The organism is Stenotrophomonas sp. STEN046 (assembly GCF_056759755.1).
In genome coordinates this window covers 1-20,825 of sequence record NZ_JBRRDR010000023.1, presented here as the reverse complement: position 1 = coordinate 20,825, position 20,825 = coordinate 1, and the positions used below count along the sequence as shown (strand labels likewise).

Below are 20,825 nucleotides of genomic sequence, written 5' to 3'. Positions count from 1 at the left end.
CCGGCGAGCGAAGCGGTTGCCTCCCCCCTTCGGAAATGACGAAGGTCAAGAACCCGGCCGCCAGCGGGGCGCAGACTCGCCGCATGGCCCGCCCTTCTTCCCCCGCGATGCTGATGCGTGCGCCGCATCGGCTGCTGTTCTTCATTGGTGCCGGCAACCTGCTGCTGGCGATGCTGTGGTGGGCGCTGTGGCTGGGCGCGCTGCGTGGGCTGTGGGTAGCGCAGCCGCCTCCCTTGCCTGCGGCATGGCTGCACGCCCTGCTGATGCAGTACCTGGTGCTGCCCAGCTTCATTTTCGGCTTCCTGCTCACCGTGTTTCCGCGCTGGATGGGCCAGCCCGAACTGCCGCGCCGCTGCTATGCGCCGGTCGGTGCGGGCCTGTTCGGCGGGCAGGCGCTGCTGATTGCCGCCGCCTGCGGCTGGTCCGCGGGGCTGTGGCCTGGCCTGCTGCTGGCAGTGGCCGGCTGGACTGCCGGCCTGTTCGTTCTCGGCGGCGTATTGAAGGCGGCTGGTGCGAACCGCAACTGGCATGCGCGCGCCTGTTTCGCAGCGTTGCTGCTTGGCTGGCTGGGCCTGCTGCTGTTCCTCGCCGTGGCGTGCGGCCATGCCACGCTGATGCCGGTGCACGTGGCGCTGGGAACGTTCGGCCTGTTGTTGCCGGTCTATCTCACCGTCGCGCATCGGATGATTCCGTTCTTCGCCAACAACGTGGTGGCCGGCTATGTGCCGTGGCGTCCGCTGCGCTGGCTGGCCGCGATGTGGGCGCTGATGCTGCTGCGCCTGCTGCTGATCGCCGTGCAGAGCGATGTATGGCTATGGCTGGCCGACGCACCGCTGCTGGCGCTGTCGATCCAGGCGCTATGGCGCTGGTGGCCGCGCGGACCGATGCCCGGCCTGCTGTTGGCCTTGTTGCTGGCACTGGCGTGGTTGCCGCTCAGTTTCGCGCTGTACCTGCTGCAGGACATCGCACCGTTGCTTGGCCACCCGCAGCTGCTCGGCCGTGCGCCGCTGCATGCGCTGGCGGTGGGCCTGTTCGGCAGCCTGCTGGTGGCGATGGTTACCCGTGTCACCCAGGGCCATTCGGGGCGACCGCTGGTGATGCCACCCGTGGCCTGGTTCGCGTTCGTCGCGCTGCAGGCGGTGGCGATCATGCGCATCGTTGCCGAGCTGATGCCGGACGTCTATGCCTGGCATTTCGCCGCCGCCATTGGTTGGCTGCTGGCGCTTGCGCCATGGGTGGTGCGTCTGGGTTGGATCTACCTGAGCCCGCGGCGGGATGGCAAGCCGGGCTGACCGCATCGCCGGGCATGGCCCGGCGCTACCGCAATCGAATCAGTACGCGAACTCGCGGAACACCGGGTCAACGTCGCCGTGCCAGCGGCCGTGGAACAGCGCCAGCTTGCGCTCGGCCGGGGTCAGGCCGGACTCGACGATTTCCTGCAGCACATCCAGGAACTTGCTCTCATCCTGGCCATCGGCATTGCGCGCCGCGCGGCGCTTGAGCCCTTCCACCGAAATCTTCACCGCTTCGCGCGCCAGGTCACGCACGGTGCCGTTGCGGAACGGCAGCGCCAGCGCGTGCTTCGGCACGCCATCACGCAGTGCATGGCGCTCGACCAGACTGAAATCACGCACCAGGTCCCACGCTGCATCCAACGCGGTGTCGTCATACAGCAGGCCGACCCAGAAGGCCGGCAGCGCGCACAGGCGGCTCCACGGACCGCCATCGGCGCCACGCATCTCCAGATACTTCTTCAGGCGCACTTCCGGGAATGCGGTGGTGGTGTGGTCCGACCAGTCGCGCAGTGTCGGCAGCGCACCGGGCAGCACCGGCAGCTTGCCCTGCATGAAATCGCGGAAACTCTGCCCGCTGGCATCGTGGTAGATGCCATCGCGGTAAGAGAAGTACATCGGCACGTCCAGCAGGTAATCAACGTAACGCTCGTAGCCGAACCCGTCCTCGAACACGAAGTCGAGCATGCCGGTGCGGTCGGCATCGGTATCGGTCCAGATGTGCGACCGGTAGCTGAGGTAGCCGTTCGGCTTGCCCTCGGTGAACGGCGAGTCGGCAAACAGCGCCGTGGCGATCGGCTGCAGCGCCAGCGACACGCGGAACTTCTTCACCATGTCCGCTTCGCTGGCGTAATCCAGATTCACCTGCACGGTGCAGGTGCGGGTCATCATGTCCAGGCCAAGCGAACCGACCTTGGGCATGTAGGAACGCATGATCTTGTAGCGGCCCTTGGGCATCCACGGCATCTCATCGCGCGTCCACTTCGGCTGGAAGCCCATGCCGAGGAAACCCAGCTGCAACTCGCCAGCAACCTGTGCCACCTCATTGAGGTGGGTTCCGGTTTCCACGCAGGTCTGGTGGATGGTTTCCAGCGCCGCGCCGGACAGTTCCAGCTGACCGGCCGGTTCCAGCGTCACCGAGGCGCCATCGCGCAGCAGGGCGATGGTGTTGCCGTTCTCCTGCACCGGTTCCCAGCCGAACCGCACCAGACCATTGAGCAGCGCCTCGATGCCGCGGTCACCGTCGAAGGTCGGCGGGCGCAGGTCATCCAGGCGGAACCCGAACTTCTCGTGCTCGGTACCGATGCGCCACTGCGCGCGGGGCTTCTCGCCGGAGGCGATCTCCGCCACCAGCTGCGAGCGGTCGGTAATGGGCGTATCGGCGACGTGGCTGGGGCTCGACAAGGGGGTGGCTCGCTGGACGGTGGCAGGGGATGTGGGGCTGGGAGCCTTGCATCGCAAGGGCGCACTATAGCGTGGCGGCCGGTGACGGCATGCGACGGTGACGGGTTTCAGCATCCTATCGACACCCTCTTGACCCTCGTACACTCACGGTCATGAGCCGCCATTCACGACATCCCGAACTGCACCGGGCCGACCGCGTCGGCTGGTTGCGCGCCGCCGTACTGGGCGCCAACGATGGCATCGTCTCGGTCGCCGGGCTGGTGGTGGGCGTAGCCGCCAGTGGCGCCCCGGCCAGCATGGTACTGGCCACCGGCGTCGCGGGCACCGTGGCCGGCGCGATGTCGATGGCTGCCGGCGAGTACGTCTCGGTGCAGACCCAGGCTGATACCGAACAGGCCGATCTGGCAGTGGAAATGCGCGAACTGCACGAAGATCCGCACAGCGAACTGGACGAGCTGACCGCCATCTACCGCCACCGGGGCCTGCAACCGGCGCTGGCACGCCAGGTGGCCGAACAACTGACCGCGCACGATGCGCTGGGCGCCCATGCACGCGACGAACTGGGCATCACCGACGAACTGCGCGCGCGCCCGCTGCAGGCGGCGCTGGCTTCAGCCGCTGCGTTCACCTGCGGCGCCGCCCTGCCGGTCCTTACCGCGCTGCTGGCACCCACCCAGCAGGTGATGCTGTCCACCACCGCCAGCACCCTGCTTGGCCTGTGCCTGACCGGCGCGATGGCCGCCCGTGCCGGCGGTGCGTCGCCGCTGCGCGGGGCGTTGCGGGTGATGTTCTGGGGCGCATTGGCGATGGCTGCCGCCGCCGGCGTCGGGCGACTGCTGGGGGCGCACGTCTGATGACGGCGATGCTGCCCCCCACCACCGCGTTGCTTGCCGAGTTGGCCAGCCTGGCCGGCTGCGAGCGTGCCGAGGGCTATGCGTGCATCACCGCACGCCGCGAGCACGGCGCCAGCTCGGTGGAGATTCCACAACCGCAGTTCGCGATCCTTCTGGAAGGCCGCAAGCAGGTACGCACTGCGAGCCAGTCGCTGCACTTCGTGCCGGGCGACATCCTGCTGATCACCCAGCGCTGCCGCATCGATGTGGTCAACACACCCGACCCGCTGACCGGTCGTTACCTCAGTGCGATCGTGCCGCTGTGCGCGGAGGTGCTGGGCGCCGCGCGCACGTTGTGGGGCGATGCGTTGCCAGCGGCGGGCCCTGCGTTGGCGCGGCAGGCACTGAGCGATCACGCCACGGTGCTGCGCAGCTGGCGGCAGTCGTTGCAGGATGCCCACTACAGCGAAGCACGGCTGGCACTGGCCACGCTGGTGCTGGGATGGTGCCGGCAGGGGCATGGCAACCTGCTGCTGCCACACGCACCGACGCTGGGCGAACAGATCCGCGACCGCATTGCCGCCGAGCCTGCGCGCGACTGGCAATCACGCGATGTGGAAGATCACTTCGCTCTGAGCGGCGCCACCCTGCGGCGGCGGTTGGCGGCCGAGGACACCAGTCTTCGCCAGTTGCTGACCGAGGCGCGCCTGGCCCATGGCATGCAGCTGCTGTACACCACCGATCTGCCGTTGAAGACGGTGGCAGCGCGCGCCGGGTACCGGTCTGCGGCCAGCTTCAGCAAGCGCTTCGCCGAGCAGTACGGGCTCGCTCCTACAGATATCTGAGGGTTCTTCAGCAGGGCTGCGCCCTGCACCTGCCGAAGCTCCAAGCCAAAGCAACAGCAACAGCAACAGCAACAGCGTACGTTCCGCCCCACCTCTGACAGATTCCGGCGGCTGTTGGTAGGTGTCGACCTTGGTCGACACACCTGTCAGATATCGAATGAAATTTCCGACAGATCGCGGAAATCTGTCGAAGGCGGGGTGGGTCCGGTTGCGGGGGCGTGAGCGCCATGGGCCCGAGGCATGCCTCGGGCGGGTTGGGCAGGACGCCCAACCCCGGTCTTGCCGTGTGCGCAGGAACGCGCACACGAGCAAGCGCGACCGAGCCTACAGGGATGTATTTACGGCGTCCCCCGCAACCGGGCCCACCCCGCCATCCCACGGAATGCCGCTGTTGCTGTTGCTGTTGCCTCTGCGGCTGCAGGGCGCAGCCCTGCCAATAACCCCCATTGAGCATTCCGCGTAGTGGTTTGAGCGCCGCGCGCACGCACGCCACGGCACGCTGTGCAGCAACGGAATCGTCCGTCATCCACCGAGAACCACCATGACACTGCGTCACCTGCCGCTGCGCGCCGCCCTGCTGCTGGCCCTGTCATCGCTGCCGCTGGCCGCGCTAGCCGAAGCCACCTCGCCCGCCCCCACCCAGCAGGTACCGGGCGTCTACCACCAGCGCGTGGGTGCGCTGCAGGTCACGGCTGTGTTCGATGGTGTGGTTGCACTGGGCCGGCAGGAAGTGGTCGATGTGCCGCCGGCGCTGGTCAGTCGCCTGCTCGAAGGCCGCTACGTACCCGAGGACAAGAAGGGGCTGCAGACCGCCATCAATGCGTTTCTTGTCCGCCAGGGCAATCATCTGACCCTGGTCGATGCCGGTACCGCGCAGTGTTTCGGGCCCGGCCTGGGCCAGGTGCTGGGCAACCTGCGCGCGGCGGGCGTGGACCCGGCCGAGATCGATGACGTACTGCTGACCCACGCGCATCCGGACCACCTGTGTGGTGTGCTCGACGCGCAGGGCAAGCCGGCCTATCCCAACGCCACGTTGTGGCTGTCCAAGGCCGATGCCGATTACTGGCTGGATCCCGCCAGCGAAGCGACTGCGCCACAGGGCGTGCGCTTTGCCTTCCCACTGGCACGCAATGCCGTAGCGCCCTACCAGGCGGGCGGACACCTGCATACGTTCCAGCCCGGCCAGGCCCTGCCCGGGGGCGCGGTGGCAATGGATACCCACGGCCACACGCCGGGGCATGTGTCCTACCGCTTCGACAGTCAGGGCCAGTCACTGCTGGTGTGGGGCGATGTGCTGCACTTCCACGCGGTGCAGTTCGCGCACCCGGAGGCCGCCTTCGAAGCCGATTCGGATCGCAAGGCTGCCACTGCCGCGCGTCGCACGCTGCTGCAGCAGGCCACCGCCAAGGGCTGGTGGGTGGCGGGTGCGCATCTGCCGTTCCCCGGCCTGGGCCACGTGCGCAGCGAGGGCACGGCCTATGCGTGGGTGCCGGCGGAATTCTCGCCGCTGTGATGCATCGCCGCCGGGCATAGCCCGGCGCTACCACCGTCGATGGCGATGGATAAAAGGTGTTCCGGTAGCGCCGGGCCATGCCCGGCGAGCACAACGACGCGCTTATTCCAGCCCCAGCCAACCACCGATGATGCCGCGGGCTTCCTCGACGCCGGTACGGGCGGCACCGGAGAACACCTGCACGCTGACCGTGTCACCGAAGGAAGAGTGCAGTTCCTTGCGCACCTTCTGCAGGGTCTGCATCTGCTGGCTGCGGCTCAGCTTGTCGGCCTTGGTCAGCAGCGCATGCGCCGGCAGGCCACGCTGCACGGCATAGGCCAGCATCTGCCGGTCGTAGTCCTTCAGCGGGTGGCGGATATCCATCACCACCACCAGGCCCCTCAGGGCATTGCGGGTGCGGAAGTAGCGGTCGATGAAGGCCTGCCAGTGCGCCTGCAGGTCCAGCGGCACCTTGGCGTAGCCGTAACCGGGCAGATCGACCAGATGGGCTTCCGGGGTCACCTGGAAGAACACCAGCTGCTGGGTGCGGCCAGGGGTCTTGGAGACCCGGGCCAGGCTGTTCTGGCGGGTCAATGCGTTGAGGGCACTGGACTTGCCGGCGTTGGAGCGGCCTGCAAAGGCCACTTCGGACCCTTCATCGGGCGGCAGCTGCCCCATGTTGTGGGCAGAGAGGTGGTATTGGGCGCGTTCGATGAGCAATGACATGTGCATAGGATCGCATGTTGCGGCGCCGCGCGCCCGGCCCGGGGGCCTTCCCGCGGGAAAATGCTGCACTGCTGCGTTGACCGTGTACGGAAACGGCGTTGATAATCCGGGCGATGCCGGCCGCCGCCGCCCGGCCGGTCCATACGGAGCTTCAGCATGCGCCACGCTCGCGTTCTTGCCGTATCCGCCCTTGCTACCGCTGTTGTCGTTGCCGCTGCTGCCTTCGCGCAGACCACGTTGACCCCGCTGCCTGACAACGGGCCAATCAACACCGCCTCGCTGGAGGTGGATTTCAGCAAGACCACCTGGGGTGACGTCAAGGCTGGCCAGACCAAGGCCACCGCCTGCGCCGCCTGCCATGGGGCCGATGGCAATTCCACGGTGGAGATGTATCCCAGCATTGCCGGCCAGAGCGAGCGCTACGTCGCCCAGCAGATGGCACTGATTGCCAACGGCCAGCGCAGTTCCGGCGCAGCGGTGGCGATGGTGCCCTTCGTGCAGAACCTTACCCCGCAGGACATGCGCGATATCGGCGCGTTCTTCTCCACCCAGAAGGCCAACGCCGGCATTGCCGACGACAGCCTGGTGGCCGAAGGCCCCTACAAGGGCATGAAGTTCTACCAGATCGGCCAGCAGCTCTACCGCGGTGGCGATGCCCAGCGCGGACTGCCGGCCTGCATGGCGTGCCACGGCCCCAGTGGCGCCGGCAATCCCGGCCCGGCCTATCCGCACATCGGTGGCCAGCACGCCAGCTATGTCGCCCGTCGCCTGCAGGAATACCAGGCAGGGCAGACCAACGAGACCGACAAGGCGCACTTCCAGATCATGGCGGCGGTCGCGCAGAAGCTCACCGAACAGGAAGTCCAGGCCCTTTCCAGCTACCTGCAGGGCCTGCACAACAAGGCCGACGACCTGGCTGCCGAGGTCGCTTCCACGCGACCGGCTGCCGCCCCCTGACCGCCACTGGTCGGCCCGGGTCGCCACGGCGACCCGTTGCTGCGGTATGTTCCCTTCACGCCGGCGGCTGCGCCGGCGTTGTCATTTTCAACGGAGATGCGTGTCGATGAGGTTGATTCCCCGCCTGTTGCTGTCCCTGCTGGTGCTGCTGCCGCTGGCGGCGTGTGCTGCCCCCGCCAACGCCCCGCTGGTCGAGGGCAAAGACTACGAGCGCATCGCCAAGCCCGGCCCGTTCCAGCCGCTGGCCGGCAAGATCGAAGTGGTCGAAGTGTTCGGGTACACCTGCCCGCATTGCGCCCATTTCGAACCGCAGCTGGCCGCCTGGGCCGCCAAGCTGCCCGCCGACGTCCGCTTCACCCCGGTGCCGGCCGCCTTCGGTGGCGTCTGGGATTCCTGGGCACTGGCCTACTACGCCGCCGACGAAGTCGGCGTGGCCAAGCGCAGCCACGGTGCCGTGTTCAAGGCCCTGCATGAAGACGGCACGCTGCCGATGCAGAACGTCTCTGCCGATGAACTGGCCAACTTCTACAAGGCCTACGGCGTGACCGCCGAACGCTACACCCTGGCCCTGCGCGGCGATGCGGTGCAGAAGAAGGTCGATGCCGCCCGTGCCTTCGCCCAGCGCACGCAGGTGCCGGGCACCCCGGCCATCATCATCAACGGCCAGTACCTGGTCCGCGGCAACAGCTTCGACGACCAGCTGCGCATTGCCTCGGCGCTGATTGCCCAGGCCCGCGCCGCCGGCGGCCGCTGAACCAACGCCCACCACCGACACGGCGCTGTCGCCGCCGCATGTCATCATTTCCCTCTGGCCGGCGCCTGACGCCGGCCCCACCTTTCCAGATGCTGGAGACGTTTCCATGAATACCCGTTTCGCCGCACTCGCACTGGCAGCGCTGCTGCCGATCCTGGCGGCCTGCAAGGCCGACGACGGCACCACCAACACCGCCGCCCCGGCTGAACCGGCCGCTACCCCGGCCGCCACCGAGCCGACGACGCCGGCGGCGGGTACCGACGCGGCCGCACCGGCTGCCGAAGGCGACAAGGCTGCGGCTGAAACCGCGCCGGCGCCGACCACGGCCGCGCTGACCGGTCCGGCCCCGGTGGAAGGCGCCGATTACCAGCTGATCCCGAACGGCCAGCCGTTCCAGCCGGCCACCGGCAAGGTGGAAGTGGCCGAGATCTTCGGTTACGTCTGCCCGGCCTGTGCCGCCTTCCAGCCGCTGGTTGGCCCGTGGAAGGCCGGCCTGCCGAGCGATGTGAACTTCGTCTACGTACCGGCCATGTTCGGCGGCACCTGGGACAACTACGCCCGTGCCTTCTACGCCGCGCAGACCCTGGGCGTGCAGGAAAAGACCCACGAAGCCCTGTACGCGGCCATCCACTCGCAGAAGACCCTGAAGGGTGAGCGCGGCGCCGATTCGGTCGACGACATCGCCAAGTTCTACGGCGCTTACGGCGTGGATCCCAAGCAGTTCGCCTCCACCATGGGCAGCTTCGCGGTCAACGCCAAGACCAGCTCGGCCAAGCAGTTCGCCCAGCGCAGCCAGATCAGCGGCACCCCGTCGATCATCGTCAACGGCAAGTACCTGGTGAAGGGCAAGAGCTTCCCGGACATGCTGCGCATCGCCGACCACCTGATCGCCCGCGAACGCGGCGTGGCCCAGGCTCACTGATCAAAGAGACGTTTTCCCGGCCGTGACTTCCCCCCACACACGGACCCTGCGCTTGCTGACGGCCAATATCCAGGCCGGCTCAAGTACCCGCCGCTACAGCGACTATGTGACCCGCAGCTGGTCACATGCGCTGCCGGCGGGTCGCAAGCGCAGCAGCCTTGACGCGATTGCCACCTTGGCGCGTGGTCATGACATCGTCGGCCTGCAGGAGGCCGACCCGGGCAGCCTGCGCTCGGGCTTCACCAACCAGACCCATTACCTGGCCCAGCGTGCCGGCTTCAATTACTGGAGCCACCAGCCGAACCGGCGCATGGGCGGAGTCGCCTCCAGCGCCAATGGCCTGCTGAGCAAGCTCGAACCGGTGGAAGTGCAGGATCATGCCCTGCCCGGCCGCATCGGTGGGCGCGGTGTGCTGCTGGCCAAGTTCGGTGATGGCACCGATGGCCTGGCGGTGGCGGTGGCGCACCTGTCGCTGGGTGCCGGGTCACGGATGGCGCAGCTCGGTTTCATTGCCGAGCTGTTGTCCGACCATCCCAACGCCGTACTGATGGGCGATTTCAACTGCCTGGCCGAACGCCCGGAAATGCAGGTGCTTTACCAGAAGACCCGGCTGCAGCCGCCCGGCTGCATCGTGCCGACCTTCCCCAGCTGGCGCCCGGATCGCGCCATCGACCACATCCTGGTCAGCAGCGGCCTGCAGACCCGCGCCGTGGAAGCAGTGCCGGCGGCATTTTCCGATCACCTCGCCCTGGCGATGCAGATCGACGTCCCCGCCGACGCCCTGCGCTGACCGCTCCTGGTAGGTTGGCCCGCCGCTCTGGTGGGTGCGGACCGTTGGTCCGCACGCCCTACCCCGCCTGCACCACCGGCACCTTCTGCCGTCGCGCGGTCATCGTGCTGCCCACCGAGGCCAGCACCGTGCAGCCGATCGCCACCCACTGCAGGCCATGCAGGTGCTCGTGCAGCAGCAGCATCGCCCACAGCGCGGCCACCGCCGGTTCCATGCTGATCAGGATGCCGAAGGTCTCCTTCGGCAGGCGCTTGAGCGCCATCATCTCCAGTGACATCGGGATCGCGCTCGATACCAGCGCCACCAGCAGCCCGGCCAGCAGGATCTTCGGTTCCAGCAGTGCGGCCCCGGCATGCACCACGCCCACCGGCACCACCACCAGCGATGCGGCCAGCAGCCCCAGCGACACCGAATGCCCGGCGTGCAGATGGCCGGCGCGCTTGCCGAACACGATGTACAGCCCCCAGCACGCAGCCGCGCCCATCGCATACAGCACGCCTGCCGGATCCAGCGCCGGGCCGCCACCGATCGGCAGCAGCAACATCAGCCCCACCGCCGCGCAGCCCACCCACAGGAAGTCGATCGGCCGCCGCGAAGACAGCATCGCCACCGTCAACGGCCCGGTGAACTCGATGGCCACCGCAATGCCGAACGGGATGGTGCGCAGCGCCATGTAGAACAGCAGGTTCATCAGGCCCAGGGTCAGGCCATACCGCAGGATGGTGATCGCATCCACGCGGCTGGTTTTCCAGCGCCACGGCCGCCAGAACAGCAGCAGCAACAGCGCCGAGAAGCCCACCCGCAGCGCACTGGTGCCCTGCGCACCGATCAACGGGAACAACTGCTTGGCGTAGGAAGTACCGATGGCCAGCGCGGTGACCGAGCCGAGCACCGCCAGCGCCGGCAACATCGGCGCGATTCGAGAAGTCTGCATGCCGCAAGTCTATTGCGCCGGCGGCGAGCACTTGGCTCAATTGACAGCCCGTCCGTGCAACTTCTGCTCACCATGGCCACCGCCCCCGTGCTGGACAGCTTCGACCGCGCCATCCTGGCCCTGCTGCAGCAGGACAACACCCTGCCGCAACGCCAGATCGCCGAAGCCGTGCACCTGTCCACGGCGGCCGTGCAACGGCGCATCAAGCGCCTGCAGGACGGCGGCGTGATTGCTGCCAATGTGGCCGTGATCGATGCCGCCAAGGTCGGCCGGCCATTGACCATCATCGTCGAGGTGCGCGTGGTCAGCGAGCAGCGCGAACGCGTGGCACCGTTCAGGCGCCGGGTGCAGGACGACCCGGCCGTGCAGCAGTGCTACTCGATCACCGGCGACGGCGATTTCCTGCTGTTGCTTTCGGCGGCCTCGATGGAGGAATACGAAGCGATCACCGAGCGCCTGTTCGGTGGCGATGACAACATCGAGCGCTTTCGCACCTCGGTGGCGCTGGGCACGCTGAAGCGCAGCTTCGCGGTGCCGCTGGCATGACCACACCGCCCTCCCCTGCCCGACGCCTGCGCCGCTGGCTGCTGTCCGCCGCACTGCTGCTGGCCGCTGGCATCGCCGCGCTCTCCCTGTGGAACAGCCCGTGGGCGGCGGCCCCGAAGATGCTGTGGGCGCTGGGACGCATGCCACCGGCCACCGAGCTGCCCGTGCCCGTGGATGGGGTGCGCCCGCGGCAGATCGCCGACACCTTCGGTGCCCCGCGCGGCAGTGACCGCACACATGCCGGCATCGACATCTTCGGCAAGCGCGGCACGCCCGTCCGCAGCGTTACCGCAGGCGTCATCGCCGATGTGAGCGAACGCGGGCTCGGCGGGCGCCAGGTCTGGGTGATCGGCCCCGGGCGCGAGCGCTACTACTACGCGCATCTTGATAGCTGGGCCGAAGGCCTTGCACGCGGCCAGGTGGTCCAGGCCGGCGACCTGCTCGGCCATGTCGGTGACAGTGGCAACGCCAAGGGCACGCCGCCGCACCTGCATTGGGGCATCTACGGCGCGGACGGCGCCCGCGACCCGCTGCCACTGTTGCGCTGACCCCTGCCCCGCAGGGCCGAGCCATGCCCAGGGGCTGCCCACGGGAACTGCCAGCACGTTCATGATTTGTAAATAGGAATAGTTCGTATTACCATTCCTTTCGTTTCCGGTGGCGCCAGGACGGCTTGCCCGCCCTCCTTTTCCATTGCGCCACGCCACCCTGGATGCCGGCCGGCCGAACGCACGCGCCCGTCCAGGAACCCCCATGATCCGTCCCGCCTTCCGTCCCCTGCAGCCGCAGCGGCTCTCCATTGCCGTGCTCGCTGCCCTCTGCGCTGTCACCCCGATGGCCTTCGCTGAAACCGCTGCCGACCCGACCACGCTCGACAAGGTGGTAGTGAAGGGCGAGCGCGCCGAAGGCTACTCGGTACGCCGCACCTCGGCCGGCACCCGCTTCGACCTTGCGCCGCGCGAGATCCCGCAGTCGGTCAGCATCATCAGCCACCAGCGCATCGAAGATCAGAACCTGGACGACATCATCGATGTGCTGGCCAACACCACCGGCGTGACCAGCACCCAGTCCGACAGCGAGCGCACCGAGTTCTACGCGCGCGGTTTCTACATCGACAGCTACCAGTTCGACGGCCTGCCCACGCAGATGGTGCAGAACTGGAGCTATGGGGACTCCGGCCTGGACCTGGCGTTGTACGACCGCGTGGAAGTGGTGCGTGGTGCCACCGGCCTGCTCAGCGGCGCCGGCAACCCGTCGGCATCGGTGAACCTGATCCGCAAGCACGCCGACAGCGCCGAGCTGGCCGGCAGCGTATCGGTGAACGTGGGCAGCTGGGGCCGCACCCGCACCACCGTGGACGTGGGCAGCGCGCTCAACGCGAGCGGCACGGTACGCGGCCGGGTGATCGGCAGCTACCTGGACACCGACGCGCAGATGGACCGCTACAACCAGCACAAGACGCTGGGCTATGTGGTGATCGATGCCGACCTGACCCCGGACACGCAGCTGAGCGTGGGCTACGACTACCAGCAGAAGCGCGCCAACGGCGCCACCTGGGGCGGCTTCCCGATGCTGTTCTCCGACGGCAGCGCGACCGGCTACGACAAATCGTTCAACGCCAGCCCGGACTGGACCTACTGGGATACCACCAGCAAGCGCGCGTTCGCCACGTTGCAGCACGCCTTCAGCAACGGCTGGAAGTTCAAGATCGGCGCCACCCATGACGAGACCAAGGCCGACGACAAGCTGTTCTACCCGGCCTACAACGACTGGACCACGGGTGCCTCGAACTTCGACAAGACCACCGGCGCCGGCATCTCGCCGTCGGCCGGTTTCTACAACACCGAGCGCAAGGTGACCGGCGTCGATGGCTATGTCGACGGGCCGTTCCGGCTGTTCGGCCGCGAACACCAGCTGATGGCCGGCCTGAGCTACAACAAGCGCGACTACGCCAACTACGGTGACTACCAAGTGGGCGGCGCTGGCCTGCCGTGGAACCCGTTTGCCAGCTACCTCAACTGGACCGGCAACATCGCCGAACCGAACTGGAACCCACTGGCGCTGGCCAGCGAAGGCACCATCACCCAGAAGGCCGGTTACGTGGCCGCCCGCCTGTCGCTGGCCGATCCGCTGAAGCTGATCATCGGCGCGCGCTACACCGACTGGAAGAGCGAGGGCGAAGGCGCCGACCGTTCGCACAAGGAAACCACGCCCTATGCCGGCCTGGTGTTCGACATCAATGACACGTACTCGACCTACGCCAGCTACACCGAGATCTTCCAGCCGCAAACGCTGAAGGACCGCAACGGCAGCTACCTGGACCCGGTCGATGGCAAGAGCTACGAAGTGGGCGTCAAGGGCGCCTGGTTCGACAACCGCCTGAACGCCTCGCTGGCGGTGTTCCGCATCGAGCAGGACAACGTCGGCCAGATCACCGGCGAGCCGGTGCCCGGCAGCCAGAACGAATTCGCCTACCGCGCCGCACGCGGTACGGTCAGCCGCGGCTTCGAGTTCGAGTTGAACGGTGAGCTGGCACCGGGCTGGAACGCCACCTTCGGCGCCTCACGCTACGTGGCCAAGGATGCCAGCGATGCCGACATCAACACCAACCTGCCGCAGACCGCGCTGAAGCTGTTCACCAGCTACACCCCGCAGTCGCTGCAGGCGCTGACCGTGGGTGGCGGCGCCAACTGGCAGAACCGCATCTACTACCCGGTGCCGGTCTACGGTCGCATTGAACAGAGTGGCTATGCGCTGGTCAGTGCCTTCGTGCGCTACCGCATCTCGCCGGAGTTCAGCGTGCAAGCCAACCTCAACAACCTGCTGGACAAGACGTACCTCTCGCAGATCAATGGCTACGGTGCCTACGGCGATGGCCGCAATGGCTCGCTGACCTTCACTTGGTCGTTCTGATGCAGACGGCGCCGGGCATCCCCCGGCGCCTGCCGTACCCGATCCGGCTATGCTGCAGGGCCTCGTCTGCCAGGAAGGCTGCATGTCACCACTCGCACGAAGCTTGGTTTCCCTGCTGATAGGGGCGCTGTGCGCACCGGCGTTGGTGATGCACGTGACAATGTTGCTGGGCCTGTTGCAGAACCTGCCGGATGCCCTGCACGGGTTGCCCCATGCCGCGCTGCGCGACTGGGGCGCGGGACTTCTTTCCTGCCTGTTTGCCGCCAGCGTACTGGCCTGGCCGATCCTGGCATGGATGACGATCGGCTGGATCCGCAATGTGCCTGTGCACCGCACCTGGGTCTGGGTCGGCACGTTCCTGGCCGTCGCATGGATGCTGCCCGTGCCGAAGTTCCTGATCTTCGCCGTGTTCGTTCTGCCGGGCATCGTGTTCGCTGTCTACCTGTGCCTGTGGCACCGCTACCCGCGGGTGCGCGATCCGTTCGGCGAGAAAGACGCTCCGGCACCGCCGGTGGTGTAGGCACATGTTCGCCGGGCATGGCCCGGCGCTACCTTGCGCAATCGCGCGTGGCCCGGCGCTGGCACCGGTGCCGGAATAATCCGGCACCGGTGATCGCATCACATCACATCAGAACCGCAGGTCCGCGCGCAGGTACCAGTAACGGCCACGCGGGATGTCGTAGGTCGAGGCGTCGTAGCCGTTCAACGAGCACGACAGGCAGATCGGCGGATCCTTGTCGAACACGTTGTTCAGGCCGGCGGTCAGCTGCAGCCCCTTCATCCAGTCGATCTTGTAGCCCACCTGCATGTCGTGGAAGGTGGTGGCCGACAGGGTATTGGTGCCGGCGGCCTGGTTGCTGCACACCGGGAACGCCACCGCGTCACCGCAGTCTTCGGTCAGTTCGGAGATATGCCGTACCGTCCAGTTCGCGCTCCAGTTGTCCAGCGTCCAGCCGATGCTGGCATTGCTGGTCCATTCCGGAATCGAGCTGTCGGCCACTTCCACACCGGGCTTCTGTGGCTGGCGCTGGCCTGCTGCGCCAGTGGCCTCATAGCGGCCGACGAAGGTGTTCTTCCAGCCCAGCTTGAACTGGCCGATCGAACTCTGCGGCAACGTCCAGAACAGGTCCACATCCCAGCCATCGGTCTTGATCGAGCCCAGGTTGGTCAGGCGGTTGTTGAAGCTGCTGACCGCACCGGTGCTGGCGCGGGTGATGCCGTCGCAGTAGACCGGGTCCAGCGTGTCCACGCACAGGTCCAGCTGGGTCTGCGCGTTGATCGCCTGGATCGCGCCATCGATGTTGTGGCGGTAGAACGTCACTTCCACGTCGAAGCGCTCCGACCACGAGGCATCATTGCCGAACCACGGGCTCCATACGAAGCCGGCGCTGAAGCTGCGTGAGCGTTCCGGATCCAGCTCGCGGTTGCCGCCGGTGGTCACCGAGATCTGCGAGTTGGCCTGCTGGAAGCCGTTGGGCACGCCCAATGCAGCGCAGTTTGCAGCGCTGCCACGCGGCGGTGTGCCACCCAGGCCGATCGAGCACGGGTCGAACAACTGCAGGTCGGCGCGCGCGGCCGAGCCGTACAGCTCGCCGATCGAAGGCGCGCGGAAGCCTTCGGCATAGGTGGTACGCAGCACGAAGTCATCGGTCACCTGCCAGCGCAGGCCGTACTTGGGCGTGAACTCGCCACCGAAGGTGGAGTAATCCGAGTAGCGGCCGGCCAGGCTCAGGTCCAGCTTCTTGCCCAGTGCCGAGTCGGCGAAGATCGGCACGCTCAGCTCCAGATACGCTTCATTGACATCGTAGGAGCCGGACGTCGGCTGTGACGGTACGCCGTTGTAGTGGCCGATCACCGTCAGCGGGTCAGGCTGGTAGGAGCCTTTGTACTTGCGGTGTTCAAGGCCGGTGGCGAAGGACACCGGGCCGGCCGGCAGGGTGAACAGATCGCTGGACAGGTTGGCGGTGAACAGGCTCAGCTCGTTCTGGCTGCGGTCGCGCACCACCGGCTGGATCCACTTCAGCATGTCCGGGGTGATCGAACCGACCCCGCCGAAGATGTTCAGCGGCACACAGCCGGGCGTGGCCGCGCACACGGCCGGATCACCCAGTGCCATGTTGACGTTGTAGATGTTGTAGCTGCCGTAGTTGGTCTGTTCGGCCTTGTTCTTGCTGTACATGCCGTTGACGTCCCAGTACCAGCTGCGGTCGGCGGCCTGGAAATTGCCGACCAGGCCGGTGGCGAAGTACGTGGTATCGACCTGCTGTTCGAACACCCGCGCGCCACCTTCCACCGGGCGACGGCCGATCAGGCTCATGTTGCCCGACGACACCAGGTCGAAGCCGAACGGGTTGTACGGGTTCAGTGCCGAGACCACGATGTTGTCGGCCAGCGGATTACCGGTCGCGCCATCAGGGCCGAAGAACAGCGGCTCCGGGCCGGCCTGGTTGGTCGACTCGCGGCGGTTGCCCAGCGCCTTGACGTACCACTGCACGTTGTCGGTGATGTCGAAGCGGAACTGACCGAACAGGCCCTTACGCTCCGACGGCGTCAGCACCATGTTGTATTCGGCGAAGTTGAAGCGGTCGGCGCTGGTGAAGCAGTGGTAATCGTCGGTGCGGTTGCAACCGGCGCTGCCGTCGTAACGTGGGCTGCCCACGCCGGTATTGGGCACGATGTCCTGCTCGGCCCCCGTGTTGGGGTCCACGAAGGCGAAGCGCCCCTGCGGAATGCCGCCGCTGCCGAAGGCCAGGCCGGTGCCGGGAATGGGAAAGCGCGACTGCTCGCGGTCCTTGGCATACACCGGGTCCTGCTTGGTCCAGCTGGCGCCCAGGAACAGGCTGTAGCGGTCGCCGCTCTTGCCCCAGGCCAGGTCCACGCCCTTCTGCGTGCCGTCGCCCTTGCCGTACTGGCCGTAGTTCATCGTTACCTGGCCACCATCGAAATCGCGGCGGGTGATGATGTTGACCACACCGGCGATCGCATCGGAGCCGTACAGCGACGACGCACCGTCTTCCAGCACTTCAATGCGCTCGACGATGGCCAGCGGAATGGTGTTGAGGTCGGTGGCCGAACCCACGCCCGACGCCGACGATTCGTTGACCCAGCGGATGCCATCCACCAGCACCAGCACACGCTTGGCGCCGAGATGACGCAGGTCCACCTGCGCAGAGCCCGCACCCACACCGCTGCCATCGGGCGGGAAACCGAAGTTGCCGGAGGAATTGAACTTGGCATTGAGCGCAGAGCCCGACCCGGTGAGCTGTTGCAGCACTTCACCGATCGAGGTCAGGCCGGTGCGTTCGATATCGGCACGGTTGAGGGTCTGGACCGGCACCTGGCCTTCCACTTCGGCCCGTTTGATGCGGGTACCGGTGACTTCCACGCGGTCCAGATCGGTGGTGGCCGACTGGGCAGCAGCACCCAGCGGTGCCAGGGCGGTCACGCACAGCGCGACGGCAACCGCCAGGGGGCGGTGGTGCAGATGATTCATTCGCTCTCTCTCCAAAGGAATGTCGGGATATGACTGCCGCGCCGCCTCCCTGCACGGCGGCAGCGTCTCCTTTGTAAACAAACGGTAAAAGGCGTGGCGTGACCACCGACACCAATTCACGCAGATTTGACGAATCTGAAAGCTGATCGCGTCAAATAGCGCCGCATTTACCGAGATGCGAGAACGACAACATCCCTTCGACCAGCGTCGGGTGGTGCCCTGCGAGACGCGCGTGCGGCCCTCCCGCAGGAAGGCCGCACGCTGCATCCATCACTGCACGAAGGCGATGCGCTCCATGCCGGTCGCCTCGGCCGCCGCGAGAATCCGCGCCATGCCCTGGTACTCGGCAGACGGGTCGGTGCTGATGCGCAGCTCCGGCAGATTGCCGGCGTGGGTGCTGGCCTGTGCCTGCAACCGTGACTGCAGATCGGCCATCGCCATCGGCTGGCCGTCCCAGCTCAGCTGGCTGGACGCATCCAGGCGCAACTCGATCGGCGGCGGCGGTTCGGGGCGTTCGACCACACGATCGGTCGCCTGCGGCAACTGCACGTTGATCGGCCGTGACAGCATCGGCGCGGTCACGATGAAGATGATCAACAGCACCAGCATGACATCCACCAGTGGCGTGACATTGATGTCTGCCAGTGGACCGCTTCTTCCTGCGCTACTGAACGCCATGTGCCGCTCCCTGCAGCAGGGCCGGTTGCCCTGAGACCGAACTTACGCCGGCCAGTGCGTGTGGCGGCAGTGCAGATCCGGTTGTCATTCAGCTGTGGTTGCCATCGGCATCCGTGCACGTCGCGCGAAACTGAATTCAGCCAGTGCCCGCTATGCTGGCGGCATGACCCGACGATCTTCGACCGCCCTGTCCCTGCTCCCGCTGGCCACCACGCTGCTGATCGGCTGCGCGAGTGCCCAGTCCCTCGATGCCCAGAACGCCCAGTTGAAGGCAGCCATCGCGGCCGCCGAACGCGGCCAGTTCGATCCCGGCCAGGCCGCTGCGCTCAGCCGCCATCCCGCCTATGGCTGGTTGGAGTTCGCCAACCTGCGCCGCAACATCGACAGCGTCGATACCGCGCAGGCGCAGGCGTTCCTCAAGCGCTACCAGGGCCAGGCCGTGGCCAACAGTTTCCGCAGCGCGTGGCTGCCCTCTGTCGCGCGCCGGCAGGACTGGCCGACGCTGCTGGCCAATTGGGTTCCCACCGACAACGTTGGCCTGCGCTGCGCACAGCTGACCGCGCGCCAGGCCACCGGCAAGGTGGATCCGCAGTGGATCGGTGAAGCCCAGGATCTGTGGCGCAAGAACGGCAAATCGCTGCCCGATGGCTGCGACGCGGTGTTCGCCGTGCTGCAGGCCCAGGGTGGCATGAGCGACGCGCTGCGCTGGGAACGCATCGATGCCGCCGCCGATGCACAGCAACCGGCGGTGATGCGTTCGGCGGCGCGTGGCCTGCCGGCCGCCGATCTGGCCCAGGCCAGCACCTATGCCGCCTTCGTCGACAAGCCCAATGCCAGCGCCCTGAACTGGCCGCGCAACGAACGCAGCCGGCGCATCGCCACTGATGGCCTGGCCAAGCTGGCCAAGGCCGACCCCGGTGCCACCGAACAGCAGCTGCCGCAGTACGCGCAGGCGCTCGGCCTCAGTGCCGAACAGCAGGCCCAGGTGCGTTACCAGATCGCGCTGTGGACGGTGGCGTCCTACCTGCCCGACTCGGCGCGTCGCTTGAATGCCGTGCCTGACTCGGCCTACGACGAGCGCCTGCACGAATGGCGCGCACGCGAAGCGATGTCGCGTGGCGATTGGCCGGCGACGCTGGCCGCGATCCGCAAGATGGGCCCGACCCAGCGCAACGATTCGCGCTGGCGCTATTTCGAAGGCCGCATGCTGGAAAAGACCGGCCAGGCGCAGCAGGCCCAGGCTTTGTTCCGCGAGGCCGCACGCGCGCCCACGTTCCACGGCTTCCTGGCCGCCGACAAGGTGCAGCAGCCCTATACGCTCTGTCCCTGGAAGCCCAACGACAGCGCGCAGGCGCAGGCCGTGGTGGCGCGCGACCCGGCCATCCAGCGCGCGATGGCGCTGTACCAGATCGACCGCGCCGGTTGGGCCGTGGCCGAATGGAACAGCGCGCTGTCGCGCTTCGATGACACCCAGCGCCGCCTGGCGGTGCGCGTGGCACAGGACAACGGCTGGTTCGACCGTGCGGTGTTCTCGCTCGGCAAGCAGCCGCAGGAACAGCGCCTGTACGATCTGCGCTTCCCGCTGCACCACGACGCCACGATCCGCCGCGAGTCGGCACGCAACGCATTGGACCCGGCCTGGGTGGCCGCTGAGATCCGTGCGGAAAGTGTGTTCAGCCCACGCGCGCGTTCGCCTGCCAACGCCATGGGCCTGATGCAGGTGCTGCCGGCCACCGGTGCCGGCGTGGCCAGGTCGATCGGCCTGACCGGCTATGGCGGTGCCGACAGCCTGTACGACCCGGACACCAACATCGCCATCGGCAGCGCCTACCTGCGGCAGCTGATGAACAAGTACGACGGCCTGCCCTATGTGACCATCGCCGCCTACAACGCCGGCCCGACCCCGACCGCACGCTGGCAGACCCAGCGCCCGGGCTTTGATCCGGACCTGTGGATCGAGACCATCAGCTACAAGGAAACGCGCGAGTACGTAGCCCGCGTGCTGGCCTTCAGCGTTATCTACGACTGGCGCCTCAACGGCGATGCCTTGCCGCTGAGCGATCGCCTGATGGGCCGTCTGGTGGACAAGCGCAAGGCCTTCACCTGTGCGGCCAACGCCGACCAGGGCGGGGATTGATCCCCCGGTGACGGTAACGCCGGGCCATTCCCGGCGCGCACCCGCTGGTACGCCCGGCTTTGGCCGGGGGGGCCAGGTGATCCTGCCCGCCAGTAGAGCTTGAATTTCG

At 67.1% G+C, this 20,825-nt stretch carries 18 protein-coding genes; 13 read left to right on the top strand and 5 right to left on the bottom strand.

Annotated features, from left to right (window positions below; all coding sequences use genetic code 11):
* Positions 1–35: 35 nt before the first annotated feature.
* Positions 36–1,292 carry an NnrS family protein gene (locus tag ACVOLJ_RS12150; RefSeq protein ID WP_481564229.1) on the top strand — a complete coding sequence of 419 codons (1,257 nt, stop codon included), beginning with the start codon at positions 36–38 and terminating at the stop codon, positions 1,290–1,292.
* A 39-nt stretch (positions 1,293–1,331) separates the two neighbouring features.
* Here ACVOLJ_RS12150 and ACVOLJ_RS12145 read toward each other — a convergent pair whose 3' ends face one another.
* On the bottom strand, positions 1,332–2,696 hold the full coding sequence (locus tag ACVOLJ_RS12145; protein ID WP_481564228.1) for a glutamate--cysteine ligase: 1,365 nt from the start codon (positions 2,694–2,696) through the stop codon (positions 1,332–1,334).
* A gap of 152 nt (positions 2,697–2,848) precedes the next feature.
* On the opposite strand from ACVOLJ_RS12145, the gene ACVOLJ_RS12140 reads away from it, so the two are divergent.
* The 3 genes from ACVOLJ_RS12140 to ACVOLJ_RS12130 all read left to right on the top strand — a co-directional run bounded on the left by ACVOLJ_RS12140 (position 2,849) and on the right by ACVOLJ_RS12130 (position 5,887).
* Positions 2,849–3,550, top strand: coding sequence for a VIT1/CCC1 transporter family protein (locus ACVOLJ_RS12140; RefSeq protein ID WP_475278275.1), 702 nt, complete (start codon positions 2,849–2,851; stop codon positions 3,548–3,550).
* Positions 3,550–4,374, top strand: a complete 825-nt coding sequence (locus ACVOLJ_RS12135; RefSeq protein WP_481564227.1) for a helix-turn-helix transcriptional regulator — start codon at positions 3,550–3,552, stop codon at positions 4,372–4,374. The genes ACVOLJ_RS12140 and ACVOLJ_RS12135 overlap by 1 nt, the downstream gene beginning before the upstream one ends.
* A 541-nt stretch (positions 4,375–4,915) precedes the next feature.
* Positions 4,916–5,887 carry an MBL fold metallo-hydrolase gene (locus tag ACVOLJ_RS12130; protein ID WP_475278277.1) on the top strand — a complete coding sequence of 324 codons (972 nt, stop codon included), beginning with the start codon at positions 4,916–4,918 and terminating at the stop codon, positions 5,885–5,887.
* 102 nt (positions 5,888–5,989) lie between these two features.
* On the opposite strand, the gene yihA is transcribed toward ACVOLJ_RS12130, so the two are convergent.
* Entirely contained in the window at positions 5,990–6,592 is a 603-nt protein-coding gene (yihA, locus tag ACVOLJ_RS12125) for a ribosome biogenesis GTP-binding protein YihA/YsxC (RefSeq protein WP_475278278.1), read from the bottom strand.
* A 156-nt stretch (positions 6,593–6,748) separates the two neighbouring features.
* On the opposite strand from yihA, the gene ACVOLJ_RS12120 reads away from it, so the two are divergent.
* The 4 genes from ACVOLJ_RS12120 (at position 6,749) to ACVOLJ_RS12105 (ending at position 10,015) form a co-directional block, all read left to right on the top strand.
* Positions 6,749–7,549: a c-type cytochrome gene (locus ACVOLJ_RS12120; RefSeq protein WP_475278279.1), complete on the top strand. Its 801-nt coding sequence runs from the start codon at positions 6,749–6,751 to the stop codon at positions 7,547–7,549.
* A 106-nt stretch (positions 7,550–7,655) separates the two neighbouring features.
* Complete coding sequence (locus ACVOLJ_RS12115) at positions 7,656–8,303, top strand: thiol:disulfide interchange protein DsbA/DsbL (RefSeq protein WP_481564226.1); 648 nt, start codon at positions 7,656–7,658, stop codon at positions 8,301–8,303.
* Positions 8,304–8,409: 106 nt separating this feature from the next.
* Positions 8,410–9,225, top strand: coding sequence for a thiol:disulfide interchange protein DsbA/DsbL (locus ACVOLJ_RS12110; protein WP_481564225.1), 816 nt, complete (start codon positions 8,410–8,412; stop codon positions 9,223–9,225).
* A gap of 52 nt (positions 9,226–9,277) precedes the next feature.
* The gene (locus ACVOLJ_RS12105) at positions 9,278–10,015 is read left to right on the top strand and encodes an endonuclease/exonuclease/phosphatase family protein (RefSeq protein WP_475278282.1); all 738 of its coding nucleotides are present in this window, start codon (positions 9,278–9,280) and stop codon (positions 10,013–10,015) included.
* Positions 10,016–10,073: 58 nt separating this feature from the next.
* On the opposite strand, the gene ACVOLJ_RS12100 is transcribed toward ACVOLJ_RS12105, so the two are convergent.
* Positions 10,074–10,949: an EamA family transporter gene (locus tag ACVOLJ_RS12100; protein WP_481564224.1), complete on the bottom strand. Its 876-nt coding sequence runs from the start codon at positions 10,947–10,949 to the stop codon at positions 10,074–10,076.
* Between the two features lie 72 nt (positions 10,950–11,021).
* On the opposite strand from ACVOLJ_RS12100, the gene ACVOLJ_RS12095 reads away from it, so the two are divergent.
* From ACVOLJ_RS12095 to ACVOLJ_RS12080, 4 genes are all read left to right on the top strand, one after another.
* Complete coding sequence (locus tag ACVOLJ_RS12095) at positions 11,022–11,495, top strand: Lrp/AsnC family transcriptional regulator (RefSeq protein WP_481564223.1); 474 nt, start codon at positions 11,022–11,024, stop codon at positions 11,493–11,495.
* A complete protein-coding gene (locus ACVOLJ_RS12090; protein WP_481564222.1) occupies positions 11,492–12,043 on the top strand; it encodes a M23 family metallopeptidase in 552 nt (183 codons plus the stop codon). Before ACVOLJ_RS12095 ends, ACVOLJ_RS12090 begins: the two co-directional genes overlap by 4 nt.
* Before the next feature lie 205 nt (positions 12,044–12,248).
* The gene (fhuE, locus tag ACVOLJ_RS12085; protein WP_481564221.1) at positions 12,249–14,408 is read left to right on the top strand and encodes a ferric-rhodotorulic acid/ferric-coprogen receptor FhuE; all 2,160 of its coding nucleotides are present in this window, start codon (positions 12,249–12,251) and stop codon (positions 14,406–14,408) included.
* A gap of 154 nt (positions 14,409–14,562) precedes the next feature.
* Positions 14,563–14,928 carry a hypothetical protein gene (locus tag ACVOLJ_RS12080; protein WP_475278287.1) on the top strand — a complete coding sequence of 122 codons (366 nt, stop codon included), beginning with the start codon at positions 14,563–14,565 and terminating at the stop codon, positions 14,926–14,928.
* A 108-nt stretch (positions 14,929–15,036) separates the two neighbouring features.
* Here ACVOLJ_RS12080 and ACVOLJ_RS12075 read toward each other — a convergent pair whose 3' ends face one another.
* A complete protein-coding gene (locus ACVOLJ_RS12075) occupies positions 15,037–17,901 on the bottom strand; it encodes a TonB-dependent receptor plug domain-containing protein (protein ID WP_481564220.1) in 2,865 nt (954 codons plus the stop codon).
* Between the two features lie 270 nt (positions 17,902–18,171).
* Positions 18,172–18,579, bottom strand: a complete 408-nt coding sequence (locus ACVOLJ_RS12070) for an ExbD/TolR family protein (protein WP_475278289.1) — start codon at positions 18,577–18,579, stop codon at positions 18,172–18,174.
* A 163-nt stretch (positions 18,580–18,742) separates the two neighbouring features.
* On the opposite strand from ACVOLJ_RS12070, the gene ACVOLJ_RS12065 reads away from it, so the two are divergent.
* Positions 18,743–20,716: a lytic transglycosylase domain-containing protein gene (locus tag ACVOLJ_RS12065; RefSeq protein ID WP_481564219.1), complete on the top strand. Its 1,974-nt coding sequence runs from the start codon at positions 18,743–18,745 to the stop codon at positions 20,714–20,716.
* Positions 20,717–20,825: the final 109 nt, after the last annotated feature.